This is a genomic window from Bradyrhizobium amphicarpaeae, from assembly GCF_002266435.3.
Taxonomy (GTDB): domain Bacteria; phylum Pseudomonadota; class Alphaproteobacteria; order Rhizobiales; family Xanthobacteraceae; genus Bradyrhizobium; species Bradyrhizobium amphicarpaeae.
In genome coordinates this window covers 672,328-695,236 of record NZ_CP029426.2, presented here as the reverse complement: position 1 = coordinate 695,236, position 22,909 = coordinate 672,328, and the positions used below count along the sequence as shown (strand labels likewise).

The 22,909-nt window shown below is 63.4% G+C and carries 23 protein-coding genes; 13 read left to right on the top strand and 10 right to left on the bottom strand.

The genetic code is table 11. The features are described 5' to 3' along the window. Positions 1–22 precede the first annotated feature (22 nt). The 6 genes from cyoB to CIT40_RS03390 are packed head-to-tail and all read left to right on the top strand — an operon-like array spanning position 23 to position 5,770. The gene (cyoB, locus tag CIT40_RS03415) at positions 23–2,020 is read left to right on the top strand and encodes a cytochrome o ubiquinol oxidase subunit I (RefSeq protein ID WP_094890902.1); all 1,998 of its coding nucleotides are present in this window, start codon (positions 23–25) and stop codon (positions 2,018–2,020) included. Next, positions 2,021–2,650: a cytochrome o ubiquinol oxidase subunit III gene (gene cyoC / locus CIT40_RS03410; RefSeq protein WP_094890903.1), complete on the top strand. Its 630-nt coding sequence runs from the start codon at positions 2,021–2,023 to the stop codon at positions 2,648–2,650. It begins immediately after the preceding gene. Then, positions 2,647–3,027 (top strand): cytochrome o ubiquinol oxidase subunit IV, encoded by a 381-nt coding sequence (cyoD, locus tag CIT40_RS03405; protein WP_094890904.1) that lies wholly within the window; start codon positions 2,647–2,649, stop codon positions 3,025–3,027. Before cyoC ends, cyoD begins: the two co-directional genes overlap by 4 nt. Continuing rightward, entirely contained in the window at positions 3,024–3,872 is an 849-nt protein-coding gene (locus CIT40_RS03400) for an SURF1 family protein (protein WP_094890905.1), read from the top strand. Before cyoD ends, CIT40_RS03400 begins: the two co-directional genes overlap by 4 nt. Further along, positions 3,844–5,247 (top strand): ATP-binding protein, encoded by a 1,404-nt coding sequence (locus CIT40_RS03395; protein WP_162307332.1) that lies wholly within the window; start codon positions 3,844–3,846, stop codon positions 5,245–5,247. The genes CIT40_RS03400 and CIT40_RS03395 overlap by 29 nt, the downstream gene beginning before the upstream one ends. Further along, entirely contained in the window at positions 5,237–5,770 is a 534-nt protein-coding gene (locus tag CIT40_RS03390; protein WP_094890907.1) for a response regulator transcription factor, read from the top strand. The genes CIT40_RS03395 and CIT40_RS03390 overlap by 11 nt, the downstream gene beginning before the upstream one ends. Positions 5,771–5,848: 78 nt before the next feature. Here CIT40_RS03390 and CIT40_RS03385 read toward each other — a convergent pair whose 3' ends face one another. The 5 genes from CIT40_RS03385 to CIT40_RS03365 all read right to left on the bottom strand — a co-directional run bounded on the left by CIT40_RS03385 (position 5,849) and on the right by CIT40_RS03365 (position 12,980). Further along, the gene (locus tag CIT40_RS03385) at positions 5,849–6,667 is read right to left on the bottom strand and encodes a CarD family transcriptional regulator (protein WP_162307331.1); all 819 of its coding nucleotides are present in this window, start codon (positions 6,665–6,667) and stop codon (positions 5,849–5,851) included. Between the two features lie 347 nt (positions 6,668–7,014). Further along, the gene (gene fdxA, locus CIT40_RS03380) at positions 7,015–7,353 is read right to left on the bottom strand and encodes a ferredoxin FdxA (protein WP_094890909.1); all 339 of its coding nucleotides are present in this window, start codon (positions 7,351–7,353) and stop codon (positions 7,015–7,017) included. Between the two features lie 132 nt (positions 7,354–7,485). Then, positions 7,486–7,707 (bottom strand): S4 domain-containing protein, encoded by a 222-nt coding sequence (locus tag CIT40_RS03375; RefSeq protein WP_244611906.1) that lies wholly within the window; start codon positions 7,705–7,707, stop codon positions 7,486–7,488. 114 nt (positions 7,708–7,821) lie between these two features. Then, positions 7,822–11,271, bottom strand: coding sequence for a helicase-related protein (locus tag CIT40_RS03370; RefSeq protein WP_094890911.1), 3,450 nt, complete (start codon positions 11,269–11,271; stop codon positions 7,822–7,824). A 908-nt stretch (positions 11,272–12,179) separates the two neighbouring features. After that, positions 12,180–12,980 (bottom strand): DUF3108 domain-containing protein, encoded by an 801-nt coding sequence (locus CIT40_RS03365; protein WP_162307817.1) that lies wholly within the window; start codon positions 12,978–12,980, stop codon positions 12,180–12,182. A gap of 598 nt (positions 12,981–13,578) precedes the next feature. Here CIT40_RS03365 and rpmB point away from each other — a divergent pair. The 4 genes from rpmB (at position 13,579) to CIT40_RS03345 (ending at position 17,509) form a co-directional block, all read left to right on the top strand. Continuing rightward, complete coding sequence (gene rpmB, locus CIT40_RS03360) at positions 13,579–13,890, top strand: 50S ribosomal protein L28 (protein ID WP_094890912.1); 312 nt, start codon at positions 13,579–13,581, stop codon at positions 13,888–13,890. A 202-nt stretch (positions 13,891–14,092) separates the two neighbouring features. Further along, the gene (locus tag CIT40_RS03355; RefSeq protein ID WP_094890913.1) at positions 14,093–15,013 is read left to right on the top strand and encodes a hypothetical protein; all 921 of its coding nucleotides are present in this window, start codon (positions 14,093–14,095) and stop codon (positions 15,011–15,013) included. Then, positions 15,003–15,488 (top strand): hypothetical protein, encoded by a 486-nt coding sequence (locus CIT40_RS03350; RefSeq protein ID WP_094890914.1) that lies wholly within the window; start codon positions 15,003–15,005, stop codon positions 15,486–15,488. Before CIT40_RS03355 ends, CIT40_RS03350 begins: the two co-directional genes overlap by 11 nt. Before the next feature lie 485 nt (positions 15,489–15,973). After that, complete coding sequence (locus CIT40_RS03345; RefSeq protein ID WP_244612032.1) at positions 15,974–17,509, top strand: hypothetical protein; 1,536 nt, start codon at positions 15,974–15,976, stop codon at positions 17,507–17,509. Positions 17,510–17,640: 131 nt separating this feature from the next. Here CIT40_RS03345 and CIT40_RS03340 read toward each other — a convergent pair whose 3' ends face one another. The 3 genes from CIT40_RS03340 to CIT40_RS03330 form a co-directional block, all read right to left on the bottom strand. After that, positions 17,641–17,919, bottom strand: a complete 279-nt coding sequence (locus tag CIT40_RS03340; RefSeq protein ID WP_094890916.1) for a DUF1488 family protein — start codon at positions 17,917–17,919, stop codon at positions 17,641–17,643. Positions 17,920–18,004: 85 nt separating this feature from the next. Continuing rightward, complete coding sequence (locus tag CIT40_RS03335; RefSeq protein WP_094890917.1) at positions 18,005–18,301, bottom strand: hypothetical protein; 297 nt, start codon at positions 18,299–18,301, stop codon at positions 18,005–18,007. After that, the gene (locus CIT40_RS03330) at positions 18,294–18,575 is read right to left on the bottom strand and encodes a hypothetical protein (RefSeq protein WP_094890918.1); all 282 of its coding nucleotides are present in this window, start codon (positions 18,573–18,575) and stop codon (positions 18,294–18,296) included. The genes CIT40_RS03335 and CIT40_RS03330 overlap by 8 nt, the downstream gene beginning before the upstream one ends. A 194-nt stretch (positions 18,576–18,769) precedes the next feature. On the opposite strand from CIT40_RS03330, the gene CIT40_RS03325 reads away from it, so the two are divergent. The 3 genes from CIT40_RS03325 to CIT40_RS03315 all read left to right on the top strand — a co-directional run bounded on the left by CIT40_RS03325 (position 18,770) and on the right by CIT40_RS03315 (position 20,984). Continuing rightward, positions 18,770–18,901 carry a hypothetical protein gene (locus CIT40_RS03325; RefSeq protein ID WP_283810060.1) on the top strand — a complete coding sequence of 44 codons (132 nt, stop codon included), beginning with the start codon at positions 18,770–18,772 and terminating at the stop codon, positions 18,899–18,901. A 315-nt stretch (positions 18,902–19,216) separates the two neighbouring features. Further along, positions 19,217–20,551, top strand: a complete 1,335-nt coding sequence (locus CIT40_RS03320; RefSeq protein WP_094890919.1) for a DUF2235 domain-containing protein — start codon at positions 19,217–19,219, stop codon at positions 20,549–20,551. A gap of 181 nt (positions 20,552–20,732) precedes the next feature. Further along, complete coding sequence (locus tag CIT40_RS03315) at positions 20,733–20,984, top strand: PilZ domain-containing protein (protein ID WP_094890920.1); 252 nt, start codon at positions 20,733–20,735, stop codon at positions 20,982–20,984. Between the two features lie 175 nt (positions 20,985–21,159). Here CIT40_RS03315 and CIT40_RS03310 read toward each other — a convergent pair whose 3' ends face one another. Continuing rightward, a complete protein-coding gene (locus CIT40_RS03310) occupies positions 21,160–21,567 on the bottom strand; it encodes a hypothetical protein (protein ID WP_094890921.1) in 408 nt (135 codons plus the stop codon). A 127-nt stretch (positions 21,568–21,694) separates the two neighbouring features. Then, positions 21,695–22,807 carry an NADH:flavin oxidoreductase/NADH oxidase gene (locus tag CIT40_RS03305; protein WP_094890922.1) on the bottom strand — a complete coding sequence of 371 codons (1,113 nt, stop codon included), beginning with the start codon at positions 22,805–22,807 and terminating at the stop codon, positions 21,695–21,697. Positions 22,808–22,909: the final 102 nt, after the last annotated feature.

Below are 22,909 nucleotides of genomic sequence, written 5' to 3'. Positions count from 1 at the left end.
CAGACTCCTAAAGAGATCCCGCATGTCTCCTGATCTTCTCAAGCTCATCTTCGGCCGTCTCAGCATCGATTCGCTGCCGCTGCACGAGCCGATCCTCGTCGGCACTTTCGTGGTGGTTGCGCTCGGCGGTGCCGCGCTGCTGGGCGGCCTCACTTACTTCCGCCTTTGGGGTTATCTCTGGCGCGAATGGTTCACCAGCGTGGACCACAAGCGCATCGGCGTCATGTACATGATCCTCGGCATCGTGATGCTGCTGCGCGGCTTCGCCGACGCCCTCATGATGCGTGCGCAACAGGCGATGGCGTTCGGCGGCTCCGAGGGCTTCCTCCCCTCCCATCACTACGACCAGGTCTTCACCGCCCACGGCGTGATCATGATCTTCTTCGTGGCGATGCCGCTGGTGACCGGCTTGATGAACTACGTGGTGCCGCTCCAGATCGGCGCGCGCGACGTGTCGTTCCCGTTCCTGAACAATTTCAGCTTCTGGATGACGGTCGGCGGCGCGGTGCTGGTGATGGCCTCGCTGTTCATCGGCGAATTCGCCCGCACCGGCTGGCTGGCTTATCCGCCGCTGTCCAACATCGGCTACAGTCCCGACGTCGGCGTCGACTATTACATATGGGGTTTGCAGGTCGCCGGCGTCGGAACGACGCTGTCCGGCATCAACCTGATCTGCACCATCGTCAAGCTGCGCTGCCCCGGCATGACCATGATGAAGATGCCGGTGTTCACCTGGACCTCGCTCTGCACCAACGTCCTGATCGTCGCCTCCTTCCCGGTCCTGACCGTCGTGCTCGCGCTGCTCACGCTCGACCGCTACGTCGGCACCAACTTCTTCACGAACGATTTCGGCGGCAGCCCGATGATGTACGTGAACCTGATCTGGATCTGGGGCCATCCCGAGGTCTACATCCTGGTTCTCCCGGCGTTCGGAATCTTCTCCGAGGTGACCTCGACCTTCTCCGGCAAGCGGCTGTTCGGCTACACCTCGATGGTCTACGCCACGGTGGTCATCACCATCCTGTCGTACCTGGTCTGGTTGCACCACTTCTTCACGATGGGCTCGGGCGCCAGCGTCAACTCGTTTTTCGGCATTACCACGATGATCATCTCGATCCCCACGGGCGCGAAGATGTTCAACTGGCTGTTCACGATGTATCGGGGCCGTATCCGCTACGAGCTGCCGATGCTGTGGACGATCGCGTTCATGCTGACCTTCGTAATCGGCGGCATGACCGGCGTGCTGCTCGCGGTGCCGCCGGCCGACTTCGTGCTGCACAACAGCCTGTTCCTGATCGCGCACTTCCACAACGTGATCATCGGCGGCGTGGTGTTCGGCGCGTTCGCCGGCATCAATTACTGGTTCCCGAAGGCCTTCGGCTTCAAGCTCGACCCGTTCTGGGGCAAGATGTCGTTCTGGTTCTGGGTGACTGGCTTCTACCTGGCCTTCATGCCGCTCTACGTGCTCGGCCTGATGGGCGTGACTCGCCGGCTGCGCGTGTTCGACGATCCGAGCTTGCAGATATGGTTCATCATCGCCGGGATCGGCGCGTTCCTGGTGTTCCTCGGCATCCTCTCGATGCTGATGCAGTTCGCGGTCTCCTTCCTCAAGCGCGAACAGCTCAAGGACGTCACCGGCGATCCCTGGGATGCACGCACGCTGGAATGGGCCACCTCCTCGCCGCCGCCTGACTACAACTTCGCCTTCACCCCCGTCGTTCACGACAATGACGCGTGGTGGGACATGAAGAAGCGCGGCTACCAGCGTCCGCTGACCGGATTCAAGCCGATCCACATGCCCAGCAGCACCGGCACCGGCATCATCCTTGCCGGCCTCGCCACCGCAATGGGTTTCGGCCTGATCTGGTACATGTGGTGGTTGGCTGCATTGAGCTTCGCCGGGCTGCTCGTCGTCGGCATCGGTCACACCTTCAACTATCACCGCGACTTCGATATTCCGGCCGACGACGTCGTCCGGGCCGAGGACGCGCGCACCAAACTGCTCGCCGGAGCCAAGTAAATGACTGTCGCTGTCCATCCCACCCAATCCGGCGAGCCGGTCTTCTATCTCGCCGACGAACATCCGCATCCGGAAGGCTACAGCACCTCGCTCGGCTTCTGGATCTATCTGATGAGCGACTGCCTCATCTTCGCGATCCTGTTCGCCACATTCGGCGTGCTCGGCGGCAACTACGCCGCCGGCCCCGCGCCGAAGGACCTGTTCGAGCTGCCCCTGGTGGCGGTGAACACGTCGATGCTGCTGCTGTCGTCGATCACGTACGGCTTTGCCATGCTGACGATGCAGCAGAACAAGGTCGCGCAGACGCAAATCTGGCTGGCGATCACCGGCCTGTTCGGCCTCGCCTTCATCGGCATCGAGCTCTCCGAATTCGCCCACATGATCCATGAGGGCGCCACGCCGCAGCGCAGCGCTTTCCTCTCGGCCTTCTTCACCCTGGTCGGCACCCACGGCCTGCACGTGTCATGCGGCCTGATCTGGCTGGTGACGCTGATGGTGCAGGTCGGAAAATTCGGCCTGATCGAGGCCAACCGCCGCCGCCTGATGTGCCTGTCGATGTTCTGGCACTTCCTCGACGTGGTCTGGATCGGCGTCTTCACCTTCGTCTACCTCCTGGGAGTTCTGCGATGAACACCGATACCCACGCCGCCCACGCGGACGATCATCACCACGAAGGCGGCCACGCCCACAGTACGTTCTCGGGCTACATGCTCGGCTTCGTGCTCTCGGTCGTGCTGACCGCGATCCCGTTCTGGCTGGTGATGAGCGGCGCACTGCCGAGCAAGCAGATCACCGCGCTGGTCATCATGGCCTTCGCGGTCGTGCAGATCGTCGTGCACATGATCTACTTCCTGCACATGAACACAACGTCCGAGAACGGCTGGAGCATGATGGCGCTGATCTTCACCATCGTCATGGTGGTGATCGCGCTGTCGGGTTCGCTGTGGGTGATGAACCACCTCAACAGCAACATGATGCCGATGCACCAGATGAGCGGAATGAAGTGAGCGAATTAGGGACCGTGACAGACATGGCGAGCGGGGCGCGCGGCAAGGCTGCGCGTCCCGCCCTGTGGCTCACGGTCCTCTCGCTGACAGCCTTCGTTCTTCTCATCGCGCTCGGCATCTGGCAGATCGAGCGCCGCGCCTGGAAGCTGGCGCTGATCGACCGCGTCGAGCAGCGCGTCCATGCCCCGGCCCAGCCGATCCCCTCGCCCGCTTCATGGCCTGCGGTCAGCGCCGCAAGCGACGAATACAGGCATGTCAGCCTCAAAGGCCGCTTCCTGCATGACCGCGAGACGCTGGTGCAGGCCGTCACCGAGGAGGGCCCGGGCTTTTGGGTGCTGACGCCGCTGCAGCGCGATGACGGCACGCAGGTCCTGATCAACCGCGGCTTCGTGCCATCGGAGCGGCGTGACGCATCGACGCGCCGGGACGGCAATCCGGACGGCCGGGTCGAGATCGCCGGCCTGCTCCGCATCACGGAGCCGAATGGCGGCTTCCTCCGGAACAACGTGCCCCAGCACAACCGCTGGTATTCGCGCGATGTCGCCGCGATCGCCGCGGCCCGGGGTCTGCACGACGTCGCGCCATTCTTCGTCGATGCCGATGCCGGATCACAATCCGGCAGCGGTCCAATCGGCGGATTGACCGTGGTCAGCTTTCCCAATAACCACCTGATCTATGCCCTGACGTGGTTTGCCCTGGCTTTCATGCTGGCGGGTCGAATCTTCGTCACATTCGGCGGCGGGTTGTTCCGCCGCAAACGCTTCGTCCACGAACAGGCTGGCGGCTCCGATGCCGGCGCCCGCAGGACGGGATCAGATGCTGGAACGATCGTCGAGCCGACCTGACGACGGGAAGACGCATTCCCACACGCTTGCGCAGGACGGGCTGGCCGTCACGCTGCAATCGCAGGCGGACGCACGCAGCGAGCTGATCGGCACCGCTCCGACCGACGACGAGACCAACCGCAAGAACATGGCACTGCTGATCCAGCTGCGCTGGACCGCGGTGGTCGGCCAGATCGTGACCATCGGCGGCGTGCATTTTGGGCTCGGCATTCCCTTGCCATTGGAGCGGATGGGCGCGGTGATCGGCGCGCTGGTGCTGCTCAACGTCTCCAGCCTGGTCTGGGTGCGCCACCGCGCCGCGATCACCAACAACGAACTGCTGGTCGCCTTGATGCTCGACGTCGCCGCGCTGACCGCGCAGCTCTACCTCTCCGGCGGCGCCACCAATCCGTTCACGTCGCTGTTCCTGCTGCAGGTGACGCTCGGCGCAGTGCTGCTCGATGCGCGCTCGACCTGGTCGCTGGTCGCACTGACCTGCGCGAGTTTTGTGTGGCTGACCCTGGCGTACCGGCCGCTCGACCTGCCGCCGAACCCGTGGAGCGAAACTTACACGCTCACGGTCGCCGGCATGCTGCTCGGCTTCGTGCTCAACGCCGTGCTGCTGGTGGTGTTCGTCACCCGCATCAACAGGAATTTGCGCGAGCGCGACGCGCATCTTGCCGCGCTCCGCCAGCATGCGGCCGAACAAGACCACATCGTGCGCATGGGCCTGCTTGCCTCCGGCGCAGCCCACGAACTCGGCACGCCGCTCGCCTCGCTCTCGGTGATCCTCAGCGATTGGCGCCGCATGCCGGATCTTGCCGCCGATCAGGAGCTCGCCGAGGACCTCGCGGAGATGGAGACCTCGCTGCAACGCTGCAAGTCGATCGTCACGGGCATCCTGGTCTCGGCCGGCGAAGCGCGCGGCGAAGGCTCGTCGCCGACGACGGTGACGGCGTTCGTCACCGCCCTGGTCGATGAGTGGCGCGACGCACGCTCGGCGCGGACGCTCTACTTCGTCAACACCTTCGGCGCGGACGTCGCGATCGTCTCGGATGTTGCTCTGAAACAGGTGATCTTCAACGTGCTCGACAACGCCTATGAGGTGTCGCGCGACTGGGTCGAGCTCGTCGCCGAGCGCGAGGGCGACAATCTCGTCCTGTCGATCAGCGACCGTGGCCCGGGGTTTGCGCCGGAGATGCTGGCGCAGCTCGGAAAGCCTTATCAGTCGAGCAAGGGCCGCGCCGGCGGCGGTCTCGGCTTGTTCCTGGTGGTCAACGTCGTGCGCAAGCTCGGCGGCACCGTCACGGCCGAGAACCACAGGAAGCGCGGCGCCACCGTGCGTCTGACGCTGCCGCTCGCAACGCTCGCGATCGGAGGAAATTTTGACGACTGACCGTTCGCTCATCGTCGTCGAGGACGATGCCGGCTTTGCACGCACGCTGAAGCGCTCGTTCGAGCGCCGAGGCTACGAGGTCGTGCTCGCCGCCTCGATCGAGGACGTGCGGAACGTGCTGGAGGAGCGCACGTTCGGCCAAGCCGTCGTCGACCTCAAGCTTGGCGGCGCCTCAGGGCTCGCCTGCGTCGAGCTCTTGCACACGCATGACCCTGATATGCTGATCGTAGTGCTGACCGGCTTTGCCAGCATCTCGACCGCTGTGGAGGCGATCAAGCTGGGCGCGTGCCACTATCTCGCAAAGCCATCGAACACCGACGACATCGAGGCCGCCTTCAACAAGGCCGCCGGGAATACCGAGGTCGCACTCGATGCGCGACCGACCTCGATCAAGACGCTGGAATGGGAGCGCATCCACCAGACCCTGATCGAGACCGATTTCAACATCTCGGAGGCGGCACGGCGATTGGGCATGCACCGCAGGACGCTGGCGCGGAAGCTCGAGAAGCGGCCCGTGAAGTAACGAACCCACCCTGCCATCCAAACAAAAAGCCCGGCCAAAACGGCCGGGCTTTTGATTGCTTGCGCAGAACGAAGCGGCTTACGCGGCCTCGTCGGCGACGGTGGTGTCGTCGCCATCGGTGTCGTCGGTATCGCCCTCGGCATCCGCTTCGCCTTCGGCGGTTTCGGACTTGGCACCGCGGCGCGGGCTCTTGGCCAGTTGGGCCTCGATCTCCTTGACCGCTTCGGTCTCGGTCGAGTGCTGCACGACCGCGATCTCGCGGGACAGACGATCGAGCGCCGCTTCATAGAGCTGGCGTTCGCTGTAGGACTGCTCCGGCTGCGATTCCGAGCGATAGAGATCGCGCACGACTTCCGCGATCGCGACGATGTCGCCCGAATTGATCTTGGCTTCGTATTCCTGGGCACGGCGCGACCACATGGTGCGCTTGACGCGGGCGCGGCCCTTGAGCGTCTCCAGCGCCTTCTTCACCAGCGCCGGCTCGGACAGCTTGCGCATGCCGACATTGGCGACCTTGGCGGTCGGCACGCGCAGCGTCATCTTGTCCTTGATGAAGTTGATGACGAACAGCTCGAGCTTCGCGCCGGCGATCTCCTGCTCCTCGATGGCCAGGATCTGGCCGACGCCGTGAGCGGGATAGACGACGAATTCATTGGCCTTGAAGCCCTGGCGCTGGGTCACGACCTTCTTTTCCTCGACCTTCGGCGCAGCAGCCGCCGGCTTCACAGCGGGCTTGGCGGCAGCGACGGGAGCCTTGGCAGGAGCAGCAACGGGAGCCTTCGACGCGGCGGGCTTCGCAACAGGAGCCTTGGCAGCAGGAGCCTTGGCAGCGACAGGCTTGGCAGCAGGCTTTGCAACGGTCGCTTTCACGGCCGGTTTGGCAGTCTTGTTAGGCATTGCGCTTCTTTTGTTCTTCGAGGACTTTGCAGCCGGCGGCGCCTTGGCAGCGGCCCGACCCTTGGATGCGCTACGGCTGGCCGCGGCGACTTTTTTGGCCTCCTTATGGGAAGCCCTCGCTGAAGTACTCTTTTTACGCGTTTTCTGTGACACAGCCTGCGCGCGGAAACTGCCACGCCCCTGTTCGACATTTGGTTTCACGGGAACCCAGCGGGGCCAACGGGGCTGACAGGGTTCGGCTTAATGTGCCCAATATAGCACATTTCCCGCAAAAATCAATGATTTAGGGGTCTTCAGGGCTGGTTTTCGGCGGCAGCGACGCTATTAGGGTTAAGTTTGGGCCCGATTTAGTCGCCTGAACCGGGGTTCGGAGAAAAATACTTCTCGAACTTGCCTTCCTGACCGTCGAATTCCTTGGCGTCGGCAGGTGATTCTTTCTTCTGGGTGATGTTCGGCCAGCTCTTGGCGTACTGGGTGTTCACTTCCAGCCACTTTTCGAGGCCCGGTTCCGTGTCCGGCTTGATGGCGTCGGCGGGGCATTCCGGCTCGCACACGCCGCAATCGATGCACTCGTCAGGGTGGATGACGAGCATGTTGTCACCCTCGTAGAAACAGTCGACCGGGCAGACCTCGACGCAGTCGGTATACTTGCACTTGATGCAGTTTTCAGTGACGACGTAAGTCATCCAACGCTCCGAAAAGCTCTTTTAAAAGTCGCGGCTTGCGTAGCGCGGATGGCCGGGCGCCGCAAGGTCGGGAAGGCCGGATCATGACGGCTTTGCGCGTTTGATCGACCAAGAAATGAATGCAAAGCGCAATTAATTGCGCACCCCGAGCTCTTCGTAGAGCATTCGCGCCGAGGCGGCATCGCCGCGGCGTTCGCAAAAGCCCGTCACCTTCAGGACGCGCACGGTGCGATCGAGCGCGACGGTGATGACGTCGCCGATCTTGATCGCGTGGCCCGGCGATCTTTCGCGCTCACCGTTGACGCGGACATGACCGGATCCGACGAGTTCGGCCGCCGAGGTCCGCGCCTTCACCACCCGCGCGTGCCACAGCCATTTGTCGAGGCGCTGCCGCTCGCTCGTGGGACTACTCCTTCTGACGCGTTTTCTTCACGCGAACCGCTCGGCACTTCGCTTGAAAACGCTATGCTACTCCTTGCGCCCGGAAAGCTGCTCCTTCAGCGCGGCGAGTTTTGCGAAGGGCGAGTTCGGATCGGCGGGACGGTCGCGCTCGCGCGGGTTCGCGCTCGAGGCGTAGGGACGCAGCGACGGTCCGCCCTGGCGGTCGCGGCCCTTGTCGCGGTCACGGCCGCGATTGTCACGGCCCTTGTCGCGATCGCCGCCGAACTTGCCCTTGTCGCGATCGCGCCCCTTGTTGTCGCGATCCTTGTTGTCGCGATCCTTGCCCTCGAAGCGGCGGTTCTTGTCGTCGCGCCCCTCGGGACGCGGCGCGCCTTCGCCACCTTCGCGCGGCTTGCGGAAGTCTCTGCCGCCGTCGCGGCCAGAATCTCTGCGATGACCGCCATGACGTCGCTCGCCCCGCTTCTCACCATCGGCCGCTTGCGCAGCTTCGCCTTCGGCGGGCGCGGCGCCGGCTTCAGCGCCGGCCTGCGGACGCTGATTGTGGTGGCGCTGGTGGCGATGGCGCTCGTGGCGCGGCTTGCGGTCCTCGTGACGGCCGCCGGGACGCCAGACCTCGATCAGCTCGGGCTCGGCGGGCGTCGCCGCAGTTTCAGGCGCCGCGGCTTCGGGTGACGCGGCAGCTTCGGCCGCCGCCGTCTCGGCCGGAGTGGCTTCGAGGCCGGCAGGCTCGGTGGGCGCAGCGGGTTCTTCCGCCGGCGGCGCAATGCCGGGGGCGTCTTCGGGCGTGACGGGGGCCTCGGGGGAGGCTTCCAGCGCAGGCTCGGCCTGCTGAGCCGGCTCGTCCTGCAGCTCCATGCCGGGCGCATCTTCGACGGTGACCGGCTCGGCGGCAGCGTCGGTGGAGGCCTCCGCCGGCAGGCCGGCAACGGCCTCGGCGGCGGTCTCCGTCGAGGACTCGGCGCTGCCGTCAGCCGGCGGCGTCTCAGCCGCGACGGTTTCAGGCACGGCTTGCTCGGCCACGACGGGCTTTGCCGGCAGCGGCGGGCGCTTCTCCATGCGATAGCCGAGGGCACGCAGCACCGAGGCGAAATCCTCGCCTGCGGAGCCGGTCAGCGAGGTCATCGCCTGCGTCACCACGAAACTGCGGCCGTCGAAGGCGCCGGCCGGCTTTTCGCCGGACGCGTTCTCGCGCCAGGCCAGCGCCGGACGGATCAGATCGGCCAGGCGCTCCAGGATGTCGACGCGCACGGCGCGCTCGCCGGCCTGCTTGTAGCCGAGCACGCGATAGGCATCGCGCGGCAGCGCCTTGTCGACCGGGAACGAGGTGCGCCCCGAGGAGGCCAGATGCTGCGCGCCGGACAGCGAGGACAGATCGACATTGTCCTGCTTCAGCGCCCACAGCAGCGCGGCCAGCGCACGCCCGGCGGGCTTGAGCAGGCCGGGGAAATAGATGTGATAGGCGCCGAAACGGACGCCGTATTTGCGCAGCACCGCGCGCGAGGGCTGGTCGAGATCCTTCAGCTCGTTGGCGATCTTCGGACGTTCGAGCACGCCGAGCGCCTCGACGAGCTGATAGGCGATGCCGCGGGCGATGCCGGTGACGTCCTCGGCCTTGGACAGCTCGAACATCGGCCCGAGCAGCTTCTCGACATGGGTCTTGAGCCAGAGCTCGAGCCGGGCCTGGACCTTGTCGCGGGGGGCGCCGGTGAGGCGCTCGTCGGAGATGATGCGGATGCGCGGATGCAGCGCGTCCTCTGCGGCAGACAGTCGCGCCACGGCGTCGCCGGTCCAGCGGATGATGCCTTCCGAGGTCAGCACGAACTGATCGTCCGGCGCGTTGCCGAGCTTTTCAGCGCGCGTGTTGATCTCGCCGGCGAGCACCGCTTGCGCTGCAGCCTGCAAGGCTTTTGCATCGGAGCCGGCTTCCGCCGCATCCGGTGCAAAGGTGAAGCCATCGAGACGGCCGATGACATGGCCTTCGACGATGACTTCGCCGGTCTTGCCGATTTCAGTATTCAAGCTCGTGTTCTCCCGCAGGCGGCGCATCAATACACTGGTCCGGCGATCAACGAAACGCTCAGTCAAGCGTTCATGGAGCGCATCCGATAATTTATTTTCGACCTCGCGGGCGATTCCCTGCCAGCGCTCGGGGTCTTTCAGCCAGTCCGGACGGTTGGCGACGAAGGTCCAGGTGCGGATCTGCGCGATTCGGGCCGACAGCGTGTCGATGTCGCCGTCGATCCGGTCGGCCTGGGTGATCTGGGCCTCGAACCAGGCGTCGGGGATGCAGCCCTTCCGCATCAGGAAGCCGTACAGCGTGGTGACCAGCTCGGCATGGGCCGCCGGCGACAGTTTTCGATAGTCGGGGACCTGGCAGGCCTCCCACAGCCGCTCCACGGCCTCCTTGCCATGCGCGACATCGCGCACCTCGGCGTCGCGGGACACGTGCTCGAGCACGCGCATGTCCTCGGCAACAGGCGCGCGCGTCAGCGCCTCGTGCCCGGGGGCGAGGTTCAGCGAGACCTGGAGCGCGCCGAGCGAGGCAAAATCCAGCCTGGCGTTGCGCCATTGCAGCATCTTCACGGGTTCGAAAGTGTGGTTCTGCAGCGCGTTGACGAGCTCGGGCTCGAACGGCGCGCAGCGGCCGGTGGTGCCGAAGGTGCCGTTGCGCGTCGCGCGCCCCGCGCGTCCCGCGATCTGCGCGAATTCGGACGGCGTCAGCCGGCGGAACTGATAGCCGTCGTACTTGCGGTCGGAGGCGAAGGCGACGTGGTCGACGTCGAGATTGAGGCCCATGCCGACGGCGTCGGTGGCGACGAGATAATCGACGTCGCCGTTCTGGAACATCGCCACCTGCGCGTTGCGCGTGCGGGGCGAGAGCGAGCCCAGCACCACGGCGGCGCCGCCATGCTGGCGGCGGATCAGCTCGGCGATGGCGTAGACCTCGTCGGCCGAAAACGCGACGATAGCGGTGCGGCGCGGCTGGCGCGTGATCTTGCGGTCGCCGGCGAATTCCAGCTGCGACAGCCTGGGCCGCGTGATCATGGAGACGCCGGGCAGCAGCCGCTCGATGATCGGGCGCATCGTCGCGGCGCCCAGCAGCAGCGTCTCGTCGCGGCCGCGGCGGTTGAGGATGCGGTCGGTGAAGACATGGCCGCGTTCGAGATCGCTGGCGATCTGGACCTCGTCGACGGCGAGGAAGGAGACGTCGAGGTCGCGCGGCATCGCCTCGACGGTCGACACCCAATAGCGCGGGCTCTTCGGCTTGATCTTCTCCTCGCCGGTGACGAGCGCGACCGCATCGCTGCCGACCCGCGCGGCGATCTTGTTGTAGACCTCGCGCGCGAGCAGGCGCAGCGGCAGGCCGATCAGCCCTGAGGGATGCGCCAGCATCCGCTCGATGGCGAGATGGGTCTTGCCGGTATTGGTCGGCCCGAGCACCGCGGTGACGCCGGCGCCGGGCACGCGATCGGACAGCGCGCGCTCGGAGGCGAAGGGGGAGGAGGAAAAGGGCATCTGGGGGATTAGGTAGTGCCTGTGAGGGCGAATGTCAGTGCTGTCTGGGGCGGAGCGGCGACTGCGGACTGATCATCCCGTCATCCTGAGGTGCGAGCCAGGCGGCGCATCGCGCCGCATGGGGAGCCTCGAAGGATGAACGGCCCGGGTGCCAGCCGAGGATGCGCCTGCGGCACCCGCCGGGCCCGTCGCCCTTCGAGGGCCGCCGAAGAGGCGGCCACCTCAGGGTGACGGGACGCAACATAGGAACGCCTTCCCCAAACCCCGCGCAACTGTCTCACCTTGCGACGCTTTTCCCTTTGGCCTTAAGCTTCGGAACGACTCTAGAACGAATCGCGGCCGAATCGCTGACTCCCCTAGGAGTCATGTTCCGTTCACGCAACATGTCGCGGGAGTCTTGTTGGCTGCAACTAGATGGAGTTTTCGGCCGCCGTACAAGTGACGTTTCGATGGCGCAAACCGTTAAGTTGGGGACGGCGCGGAGTCGAATCAGAATCGGGGAGGAGTCAAATGGATTCCCGTGACCGCGTCATGGCGGGCTTGACCCGCGCATCCATCGCAACACGAGCGTCCGTCCAGGGGATGGATGGCCGGGTCCAGCCCGGCCATGACGGCCTGCCCTGACCCATTTTTTGCGAAAACAACCCCATGCACTGTAGGGATGTCGTTGAAATCACAACGCTTTTCCGAAGGCAAAATAGCCTCCCGGCGCAGCTCCCGTCATTCTGAGGTGCGAGTGGCGCGGTGCAATAGCACCGCGCCGGGAGCCTCGAAGGATGGACGGCCCGGCTGGGGCGGCTGACACTTAAAGGCTCGCGGCGAGAGGCGGGCTGTCGCCCTTCGAGGGCCGCCGAAGGGGCGGCCGCCTCAGGGTGACGGTCTCGGAGGTGAATGCGTGGCCAGCCGACCTACTGCGTCTTCGCCACCCTCGGCGGCTGTGCCGTGGTGATGAAGCTGGTGGCTTCCAGCATGGCCGGGCCGAGCGGCGTCGGGACTTTCAGCCAGAACGGGACCAGGATGCGCGTGCCCGCCACCGGCGCGAAGGCGATCTCGATGTTGCGCTGGGCGGCGAGGTATTTGATCACGGGGCGATCTGGGATGTAGCCCGCGACCGGCACGAAATAGAGCGAACAGACCACCACCGGGCCGTGATAGCCCTTCTCCGCCTTCACGCTCTCCATCCGCTTGAAATCGAGCTTGAGGTCGTAGCGCATGCGGCCGTCGAACACCGGGGCCGAGTTGTGGCAGGCGTCCGGCGTGACGGGGTCGCCGGTGCCGGGCACGCGCAACAGCGAGGCGGTCATGGGGTCCCAGACGCCGCGGCGATGCGCATCGGTGACGACGATACGATCAGGATCGACCGGCGGCTCCGGCAGGATGGCGAAATCCTTCACATTGCCCCTGTCGAGCGTGATGCGGATCTCTTCGGTCTTCTTCGAGGTGGTGGTGGAGGCCTGGTAGCCGGTCGCCACCAGCGCGCCGTTGACGACGCGCCCCTGGCTCGCGCCGGTGCCGGACCCGCCCGTGAACGATTTCAGCAGCCCGGAGGTGCCGCCCGCGGCCGCCGCCGAGAACACGTCGTCCTGGATGTCGATGTTCCAGCCGCCTTTGCCGACGGGAATCCCGGCCAGCGAGGCCTCATATTGCGCCTCGAGCTTGCCCTGCGCCGCCGCCGGCACGGCGCCCCACGCCACCGCCAGGGGAAGGATCGCGCCGCAAAGCACCGCCAGCCAGCCGGCAAAGCGCGGGCGGGCCGGGCGCGATTTGGACGCGAAAAGGGGCGATATCAGCACGAAACAATCCAATCGGGGCGCGACGGTTGTTACTTAAGCCAAAAACCGCGGCAAACAATGTGTCGGAGCGTGTCGATCCGGGAACTGCACCGGACTATTCGGCGGCGAATGCGCCCTTTATGTGATGGTAAGGCGCGACAAACGCTGCCGTTTTGGTGATTGGGAGGGTGCCGCGGGGTCTCTTACCTCTCCCGCGTGCGGGAGAGGTCGCGCGAAGCGCGGGTGAGGGCTTTCTCCTCTAGGGGGCACCAACGGCCCGCCCCCCAGAGGAGAGAACCCTCACCCCAATCCTCTCCCGCATCCGCCTTCGCCCGAAGGCGGGCTTCGGCGAGACAAGCGCGGGAGAGGGAGCGCCCCCCCCGGGTGGCCCTCAAAAGACCGCCCAAATCCTTGACGTCCCGCCCCTTCCCCCCTATACGTCCGCCGCTCCCTGCAAGGACAAAAGAATTCGCCCCCGTGGCGCCCAGAATGGCGGCCGCACATCGTTGGGGGTTTCAGGATAAGGATTGAAGCCATGTCTCGCCGCTGCGAACTGACGGCCAAGGGCCCCCTCGTCGGCCACAAGGTCAGCCACTCCAACATCAAGACCAAGCGCCGCTTCCTGCCGAACCTGGTCAACGTGACCTTCATCAGCGAAGCCCTGGAGCGCAACGTGCGCCTGCGCGTCTCCACCAACGCGGTGAAGAGCGTCGACCACAATGGCGGCCTCGACGCCTTCCTGCTCAAGGCCAAGGCCGACGTGCTGTCGCCCCGCGCCCTCGAGCTGAAGCGCGCCATCCAGAAGAAGGTCGGCCCGTCGGTCGCGCCGGCGAAGAAGGCCAGCTGAGATTTATTGAATTGGGCGGGGGCTAGGTTGCGTCGCGTGGCGTAGGCTTAGCCAGTTGAGAGTTTGCGTTGCGGCCGGATCGGAAGATCCGGCCGTTTTTGTTTGTGGTCGCGATGCACAGTCCAAATACGCGGCTCGGTTGTGTCAAGCTCGTGGTCATGTAAGTCTGATCAGATTCAGATGCCTGTCGGGGGAGCAGGTCATGACTGGCACACCGCAAGTCTGGAATTCGGATGATTGGGAAATCTTCGCACTCGGCTTACTGCAGAGCCGACACGGCCCACTCAATATCCAAAAAATTCCAGCGGCGCACAAAGGGGACCTCGGTATCGATTGCTACTGCACCTCCGATGCAGTGGCTTATCAATGCTACGCCGTACGCGAGCCCATCGATATTGCGATAAGAGCAGAGCGGCAAAAGAAGAAAATCACGACCGATACGGGAAAGTTCGTTTCAAACGCAACGGAGATATCGAAACTCTTTCTAAACACGCCAATAAAGCACTGGGTGCTGTTGGTGCCTTTACACGACAGCAAGGACGTTAATCTTCACTGCTCAAAAAAGACCATCGAACTTCGTGCGCTGAAATGCTCCCATCTCGACAAGAACATTGAAGTCAGCGTTCAAGACCAATTGACGTTCGCACCATCCGTGCTCTCGGCAGGGCTTGCTGCACTGAATACGATTGCCTTCGACATTCTGCCGCCTACAGCGGACCAACTTAGCCAACTACAATCGGATTCCCCAGACTTACTCGACAACGCTCGCAGTAAGTTGCTGAAACGTGCAGGACCCAAAGATGTTGATGAAGCAGTCGGTGAAGCAGCCCGATCATTTCTAGAGTGCAAATCTACTTTGGATGCGCTTCGCTCCGGCTCACCAGATCTTCACGAAAGGATCGTCTCTGCAATTACTCAGAAATCTCGCCGGTTGATCTTAGCCGGCCCGTCGGGTGGCCCAGGCCCTGGCGCAATTTTGAACACTGAGATCGAGAATCTGATCGAAGTGCTCAAAGAGGCCGCACCGAATCTTTCAGATACTCACGTTCGGCAAATTGCATACGGAACTGTTTGTGAGTGGCTAATGCGGTGCCCCTTGGATTTTAAAGCAGATGCCGCTTGAAACATTGCTCAAGTCTCTTCTGACGGGCCCGTTTTCGTTCGAAGCTCGTCCTGAGCCTGTGGCTGGCGACCTTAGAATGTCTTGGGGTATCGCGATCCTATTGCTCAGCCTATTCTACAGCCGAGGCAAAAAAGGAAGCTTCCAGCGAATACAATTTCTCGCTCACGCTGTTCGATTACCTGAAGGTCGGCAAGACGTACGAGAACTCTTCGAGGGTCGTTTACGCCCCGCCGATCTGTCGGTCCGGGTCGAGCCTTGGCTAAATCGAGCCGTGACCTTTGGACATGCCTTGAAGCTTCTTTCGGTGGACAAGGGACAGTCAGTCTCGCTTACCCCTAGAGGAGCAGAGATCGCGAACATCATCGCAAATACCCCGGATGTACTAACGGATGAGCGCACCTTCTTGTCTCAGATAGCGCCAAGATTGACGGAGAATACGCTGACCAAGATTTGGCGCATGGAGGATTTGCTTTGAGGTTACGCCTTAGGCACTTGCGACTCCGAGCTCAAACCACTGACGGTCCGTACGGTGCTGATATCCCGTTTGGCCGAGGACTCAATGTGATCTGGGCCGACAACACGAAAGGCAAGTCGACCTGCTTACAGGGTATGCTCTACGCCCTCGGCATGGAGCGAATGTTAAGTCCCAGGCGGGAGATACCGCTACCGCACGTGATGACTTCGTTCGTTGATACAGATGACCGAAACCGACACACGGTGCTTGAATCCAGCGTTTCGCTTGAGATCGAAAACAACGACGGTCACGTCGTAACAGTCCATCGGCCCATTAAGTCAAAGCTAGACAATCGTCTTATTCGCGTTGACTTTGGGCCAACGCTATCAAATCCAACTGAAACGGTGCGGAGCCGCGATTTTTTTGTCGCGGATCCTGGGGCAGCTGCTCGAGAGGACGGGTTCCACTATTTCCTCGAGAGATTTCTAAATTGGGAGCTCCCCCAAGTGAGACGCTACGACGCTCCCGATGGAAAACTGTATTTGGAGACAATCTTTCCGCTCTTCTGGGTAGAACAAAAGGCGGGCTGGTCTTCAATCCCTGCGGCTATTCCTACATATCTTCGAATTCGCGACGTTCATAAGAGAGCCGTTGAGTTCATTCTGGACCTTGATGTCCACAAGCTCGAACTCCAACGACAACGATTAGCCGAGCACTTAGCTACCAATGAGCGAGAATGGCGATTGCGCTTGGATGAGATCGAACGACTCATGCGTCGCAATGGCTGCAAATCGGACGGCCTTCCCCTGAAGCAAACGTCACTCAAGGACGATCTTAATCGAGGACAGATACTCGTAGCTGATCGTGAAAAATGGATTCCCCTCCGAGACATGCTTTCTGGACTCCGGCGTCGCGTCTTTGAGCTGACGTCCCTCCCAATTCCCACTGTTGGCGAGGCGGCCCAAGACACCGCCTTGGAGTTAGACCACCTAATTAAGGAGGTTGACGTCCTAAATGCACGCCGGATAGCGCACCACAATGCGAAGTCGCTGAAGGAAACGGACATCGGATCACTAGAACGGCGCATCAAATCGCTGGCCGAGGACTTACAGAAAAATCAAGACGTTCAGAAGCTGCAGCGATTCGCGGGCACGGTATCTGATTTAAGTCCAGATCGTTGTCCAACGTGCGAACAATCACTGCACGACATCCTCCTTGCACAAGACGCTTTAACTGCGGTGATGCCGATCGAGGATAACATTCGCTACCTCCGTTCCGAATTGAAGATGTTCGAGAACATCTTGAAGAGAGAAACGGAATCGATACAGGCGATAAACAACGCTACTTCCAGCATGGATCGCGAATTAAGCGAACTATACGATCGAATTCGAACTCTACGAACAGATCTGATCTCTCCCAACATATCCCCATCTTTAGCAGCTGTTGAGGAGAGGGTTCGCATTGAAAACCGCCTCAAAGACCTTCAAGAAGCTCAAACCGCATTTGATGAATCTGTTGATCACCTGAGATCACTAGCCGACGTCTGCGAAAGCTTGCTCAAACTACAGGCTGCCCTACCTTCGGATAAGCTTAGCAAGTCCGATACGCAAAAGCTTTCGTGGCTCAGCGCTGCTATTAGGGTTCTGGCGCGAGAGTTTAACTTCACGACTTTCAATCCGAGTGAAATCAGCGTGTCCGAGGATACATACCGGCCGCAAAAAGAAGGATTCGAAATTGGCTTCGAGACATCTGCTAGTGACGCAATACGCCTCAAATGGGCTTACCAGCTTGGCTTGTTAGAGCTCGAAGCCGCCGAGCGGACTAATCACCCAGGAATTCTGATATTTGATGAACCGCGGCAACAATCCTCTGCCAAGGTGAGCTTTGAGGGGCTCTTAAAAAGAGCAGCCCAGGCCAAAGAAAGGGGTCAGCAAGTCATTTTCTCAACCAGCGAAGAGCTCGAGAATTTAGAGAGGCTTACTGCGACTCTTGATTGCACCCGGCTTTTTTTCGATGGCTATATCGTGAAATCTATCAGTTAGAGTTTTTCCAACGTCCGAAGTTCGATCGCTACCTGCGCAACACCGACGAGACGCAGCCGCGGCAAATGTTGGTTGCGATTTCGGTAACGGGCCTGATCAAAACCGACCGCGGCCGATTTGCCACCCTCCCCCTACCCCCTGAAATCAATGCTCCGCAGCACGATGCCCGGCGGCGTTCCCTCGAACTCCGTTGCCTGATACTTCCGCTCGACGCAGGCTTCGATACGGTCGCGGAGGCGGGTGAACTGGGCTTCGCGCTCGGCGGGCCGGGCGCGCGGGCCGCGCTCGAGGTCGTCCATGGCGGAGGTCGAGATCGCGCAGGCGAATTCCTTCGCGCCGTCCTGCATCGAGAACTGGACGATGCCGCGGTCCTGGTCGTGGGCGATGAAGCGGCTGGTGGTGACTGTCATGGGGTACTCCTTTGCGCGATCGTGTTGAGGCGACCGCATGTACGCGAACGGCCCGGCGCGATCGCGGCCGCGCGATCCGCTCAGTTCAGTTGTCGCCGCTGAGCCTGGCGAAATCGTCGAACAGCGCGGCCACCAGCGCGCGGTGGCGGGTGTCTTCCAGCGGCAGGCTCGCGGCATAGAGGTTGAGCAGATGGCGCGCCTTCACCGCGGCTTCCGGCCACGAGGTGGCCGGCACCGTCATCATGCGGTTTTCCAGCTCGGCCTCGCGCTCGCGCAGCTCGCGGACCTGGGCCTCGACATCGGCCAGCGCGCGGCGCAGATCCGTCGCCTTCTGCGCGGCCATGCCGCGGTGCTTGTCGAGATCGACCGGAATGTCAGTCATGAACGGCGCGGGCCTCTTCGGATTGCGCATCGGCCGCCTGCGCATCGGCGAGGTCGACCGAGCCGATCGACAGCATCTCGGTTGCGCCCTGCACGCCCTCGGACGGCACATTGATCATGGTGGCGATGCGGCGCCAGGATGCGAACGACAGGCCCTCGATCATCTCCTCGTCGGTGACGACCTCATAGGCGCCCGCCGGCAAGGCGCGCGCAATGCCGCGGATGTGGACCGGATGCTTGAATGTGATGGTTTCGCGCCGCGAGCGAATGGTCATGAAAGCCTCCCTTGCGCTGGTCAGGCCCCAACCGACGTGGCTAACGCGAAGCATGCGCCCAATGCCCGGCAATAGCCAGCACTATCGTGATCTGCGGCGCTTTAGGCCTCGCTATCGGCGGGATGCGGGCGTAGGCTCGCAACGCATCATCGCCTGCGTCGCGCGAGATCGAAACCCCGGAGGAGACCGACATCATGGCCAAGGGACAGCAACGCAGCAATCGCGAAACCAAGAAGCCGAAAAAGGACAAGGCCAAGGCGATCGCCGCGGCACCGAGCCGCAAGGAAGGCGCGTGGCAGCCGGAGATCGGCCAGAAGAAGAAGTAGGGCGCGTCTTTCGCCATTCTGCGCGATCGCAGGGTGATCGGCGATCGGGCGATCTCGCTTGCGGCCATCCTTCGAGACGCCCGCCTTCGGCGGGCCCTCAGGATGACGAGTGGAGTGCGCGGAGGCAGCATCAACCAGCGACAATGCCGTTCAGCCTCATCCTGAGGAGGCGCGTCAGCGCCGTCTCGAAGGACGAGGCGTGCCTCCGACCGCGCAAAGCGTTGTCTGGCGCCCACAAAGGCAGACGCATCGTCTCCTCGCCGTCGCGCTTTTCCGCTATACTCGCCCCGGTAGCATCACCTGGAGGCGCATACCGTGGAGCAGGTCCACACCACCGCGGCCAAACCCGAGCCGAAGAACCTCGTCATCTGCTGTGACGGCACCGGCAACGAGATTTCGGAGAACATCTCCAACGTCCTGAAGCTGTATCGCTGCCTGCGCAAGACCGACCGGACGCAGCCGCGGCAGATGGTGTTCTACGATCCCGGCGTCGGCACGGTGACGGAGCCGACGACGTGGCACCGCCTGAAAGCCAATATCAACCTGGTGCTGGGGCTCGCCACCGGCTACGGGCTCGACGACAACGTGCTCAGCGCCTATTGCTTCCTGGTCGAGCATTACGCAGCCGGCGACAGGATCTATCTGTTCGGCTTCTCGCGCGGGGCCTACACGGTTCGCGTGCTGGCGGGGCTGATCCACAAGATCGGCCTGATCAGGCCGGAGCAGGCCAACCTCGCAGGCTCGGGGCTCGTCGCCTACAAGCAATATTCCGGCACCGGGCGCGGCAACGACGTCGAAGACCTCAGCGACGTCACCTTCGACGAGCAGGGACCGCTGCCGAAGGACGCGTTCGATCTCGCCGCGCAGTTCGCGCGCATCACCTCGACGCGCTGGCCGACCATCCATTTCATCGGCGTGTGGGACACGGTGGCGAGCGTGATCGTGCCGCGCCCCGACCGGCTGTTCTGGCCGAGCCTGGAGGAGCTCGCCTTCACGCTGCGCAACCCCAGCGTCAGGATTTTCCGGCAGGCGATCGCGATCGACGAGCGGCGCTGCATGTTCCGCCTCAAGACGTACTGCGAGCCGCAGGAGTTCTGGAGCAACCGCTATGTGCGGGACGAGAAGAAGGTGCCGCAGGACATCCTGCAGGTGTGGTTCGCCGGCGTGCACAGCGACGTCGGCGGCGGCTATCCGGAGGCACAGAGCGGCGACTCCAAATATCCGCTGATCTGGATGATCGCGGAGGCGGAGAAGGCGGGGCTGAACTTCAACCCGCCGACGGTGAAGCAGCTCGCCTGGGGCATCCAGCGCAAGAACTCGCCGTTCCAATATGTCGCGCCTGCCTACACCGGCAAGACGGGCGTGCTGCACGATTCCATGACGGCGGGCTGGCGGGTGCTGGAGTTCATTCCGAAGAGCGCGAAATATAGGGAATGGCCGGAGCGGAAGGTGTTTCTCGGCTTCTACATCCCCGATTGCGAGCCGCGCCTGATCCCCGAAGGCGCGCATGTGCATGAGAGCGTGCTGAAACGGATCGCGGTGGAGCCGGACTACCGGCCGGTGAACATGCCGAAAGCGTATGAGACGGTGCCGATGCCGGTGCCGCCGGGGGTGGACGCCGGAGCCGAGGCGGAGATCGTGACGGGGTGATGGGTGCAGGCTCTTTCTTACCCTCCCCTGGAGGGGGAGGGTAAGACCCCGCTACCTCCGTTTTCTTCTTTCGCCGCACCATTTCATTAAAATTCTCCCGTCCGCTTTAGCCGGATCGCATCGACTGATCCGCATCATCCTGCACAGGATCCGCCCCACCACCTGCGGAATTGGAGGAGACGTGCCAAACCATCCGCGCAGATTTGCCCGCGTGAAGCCTGCAGGGCTGGTGTCGCGCCAGGCCAAGATCATCACCGACCCGCGCGCGCCGGTCATCACCTGCACGCTGATCGACTATTCGCCCGGCGGCGCCTGCGTCGATCTCGGCGGCCAGGTGAAGATCCCCGACAGATTCGAGCTGCTGCACGTCAACACCAGGAAGCGCTGCCGCATCGCCTGGAAGCGCGGCACGCGGGTCGGCGTGGTGTTCTGAGCGGCGCCGGTTTCTTCCCCTCGCCCCTTGTGGGAGAGGGTGGCTCGCCGCGAAGCGGCGAGACGGGTGAGGGGTTGCCTCCGCAGGCTGATCTCTTACGGCCGGACTCGCTGAGGCAGACCCCTCATCCGGCGCTTTGCGCCACCTTCTCCCACAAGGGGAGAAGGAAGAAGCCCTACCTCCGCATCCTCGCCTTCGCGCCGGCCACGATCTGCATGCCGACACCGACGATCCAGCCGATCAGGACGAGCCAGGTCCAGCCCATGTGCGGATCGAGCCTGAGCACGATGACGGCGACGGAGACGAAGGCGGTGAAGGTGGCGCAGAGCGTGCCGGCGGCGCTGAGGAATTCCGCGGCATCGATGTGGCTGTGCGCGTCGTCGAACGGCATCTGCGGCGTGTCGATGCCGAGATAGAAGCCGATGCCGCCGAGCAGCATCATCAGGAGCAGAAAGCCCTGCGTGGTGAGCTGCGGGATCGCCGATCCCACGTTGGCGCCGACGAACAGGCCGCATGCGGCGCCTGCCATCGCAAGGCCCACGCGCTCGAAAATGTGAGCGGTTTTGCGGACAGGATAACGCATGACCGGCCTCCGTTGCCTCGACTGCAGGCAAGGTTAGGCCAGTTTTACCGAAGGTGGAAGCTGAGGGGATTTACGGAGGGGGTGAGTTGGCACCCTCTCCCGGTTGTTGCAGGGAGAGGGCGAAAAACTACCGCGCGCCGAACGTGGTCTTGCCGAACAGCGCCTTCTGCGTCGAGGGCTGCGAGCGCCAGTATTGCGGCGGGGCTTCGACCTCGCCGCCGAGATCGGCGGCAGCGTGCCAGCCCCAGCGCGGGTCGTAGAGCATGCCGCGGGCGAGCGCGACCATGTCGGCCTTGCCGGATGCGACGATCTCCTCGGCCTGCCTGCCCTCGGTGATCAGGCCGACGGCGATGGTCGGCAATCCGGTCTCGCGCTTGATGGCCTCGGCGAACTGCACCTGATAGCCGGGGCCGAGCGGGATCTTCTGCAGCGGCGAGACGCCGCCGGAGGAGGCATCGATCCAGTCGACGCCGCGCGCCTTCAGCGCATTGGCGAACGCGATCGTCTGCGCCAGATCCCAGCCGCCCTCGACCCAGTCGGTCGACGACACCCGCATGCCCACCGGCTTGTCGTGCGGAAACACCGCGCGCACCGCATCATAGATCTCGAGCGGGAAGCGCATGCGGTTTTCGAGCGAGCCGCCATATTCGTCGGTGCGCCTGTTGGAGATCGGCGACAGGAATTGATGCAGCAGATAGCCGTGCGCGCCGTGCAGCTCGATCGCGTCGATGCCGATGCGCTCCGCGCGCTTGGCGCTGTCGACGAAGGCGTCGCGGATGCGCTTGAGGCCGGCTGCGTCCAGCGCCGTAGGGGCGGCCTCGCCGTCCTTGTGCGGCAGCGCCGACGGCGCCACCGTCTGCCAGCCGCCCTGCTCCACCGGGATCAGCTGGCCGCCGTCCCAGGGCCGCGCGCTACTGGCCTTGCGGCCGGCATGGGCGAGCTGCATCGCGATCGCCGTGGTGGAATGCTTGCGCACCGAATTGAGGATCTGCTTCAGCGCGGCCTCGGCGGCATCGCTGTAGAGCCCGAGGCAGCCCGGCGTGATGCGGCCGATCGCCTCCACGTGCGTCGCCTCGATGCAGAACATCGCCGCGCCCGACAGGCTGAGGTTGTTGATGTGGGTGAAGTGCCAGTCGGTGGCGACGCCGTCGTCGGCCGAATATTGGCACATCGGCGACACCACGATGCGGTTCTTCAACGTCAGGCCGCGCAGCTTGATCGGGGAAAACAGGACGCTCATGCGGGGGAGTTCCGGTGAGAGGGGCAATTGGAGGAGTGTAGCGAGCGACGCGCGGATTGCCAGCCGTGCGGGGGGATGGCGGCTAGCCCCGGCGTGCATTTC

Excerpts from the sequence above, each read along its gene's own strand:
- CIT40_RS03370 (WP_094890911.1), bottom strand. The coding sequence starts at position 11,271 with ATGCCCTTTTCCTCCTCCCCCTTCGCCTCCGAGCGCGCGCTGTCCGAT.
- CIT40_RS03310 (WP_094890921.1), bottom strand. The coding sequence starts at position 21,567 with ATGCGTTATCCTGTCCGCAAAACCGCTCACATTTTCGAGCGCGTGGGC.
- cyoC (WP_094890903.1), top strand. The coding sequence starts at position 2,021 with ATGACTGTCGCTGTCCATCCCACCCAATCCGGCGAGCCGGTCTTCTAT.
- CIT40_RS03395 (WP_162307332.1), top strand. The coding sequence starts at position 3,844 with ATGCTGGAACGATCGTCGAGCCGACCTGACGACGGGAAGACGCATTCC.
- CIT40_RS03325 (WP_283810060.1), top strand. The coding sequence starts at position 18,770 with ATGGCCAAGGGACAGCAACGCAGCAATCGCGAAACCAAGAAGCCGAAA.
- cyoD (WP_094890904.1), top strand. The coding sequence starts at position 2,647 with ATGAACACCGATACCCACGCCGCCCACGCGGACGATCATCACCACGAA.
- rpmB (WP_094890912.1), top strand. The coding sequence starts at position 13,579 with ATGTCTCGCCGCTGCGAACTGACGGCCAAGGGCCCCCTCGTCGGCCAC.
- CIT40_RS03340 (WP_094890916.1), bottom strand. The coding sequence starts at position 17,919 with ATGACAGTCACCACCAGCCGCTTCATCGCCCACGACCAGGACCGCGGC.
- CIT40_RS03385 (WP_162307331.1), bottom strand. The coding sequence starts at position 6,667 with ATGCCTAACAAGACTGCCAAACCGGCCGTGAAAGCGACCGTTGCAAAG.
- CIT40_RS03335 (WP_094890917.1), bottom strand. The coding sequence starts at position 18,301 with ATGACTGACATTCCGGTCGATCTCGACAAGCACCGCGGCATGGCCGCG.
- CIT40_RS03305 (WP_094890922.1), bottom strand. The coding sequence starts at position 22,807 with ATGAGCGTCCTGTTTTCCCCGATCAAGCTGCGCGGCCTGACGTTGAAG.
- cyoB (WP_094890902.1), top strand. The coding sequence starts at position 23 with ATGTCTCCTGATCTTCTCAAGCTCATCTTCGGCCGTCTCAGCATCGAT.
- CIT40_RS03350 (WP_094890914.1), top strand. The coding sequence starts at position 15,003 with ATGCCGCTTGAAACATTGCTCAAGTCTCTTCTGACGGGCCCGTTTTCG.
- fdxA (WP_094890909.1), bottom strand. The coding sequence starts at position 7,353 with ATGACTTACGTCGTCACTGAAAACTGCATCAAGTGCAAGTATACCGAC.
- CIT40_RS03330 (WP_094890918.1), bottom strand. The coding sequence starts at position 18,575 with ATGACCATTCGCTCGCGGCGCGAAACCATCACATTCAAGCATCCGGTC.
- CIT40_RS03355 (WP_094890913.1), top strand. The coding sequence starts at position 14,093 with ATGACTGGCACACCGCAAGTCTGGAATTCGGATGATTGGGAAATCTTC.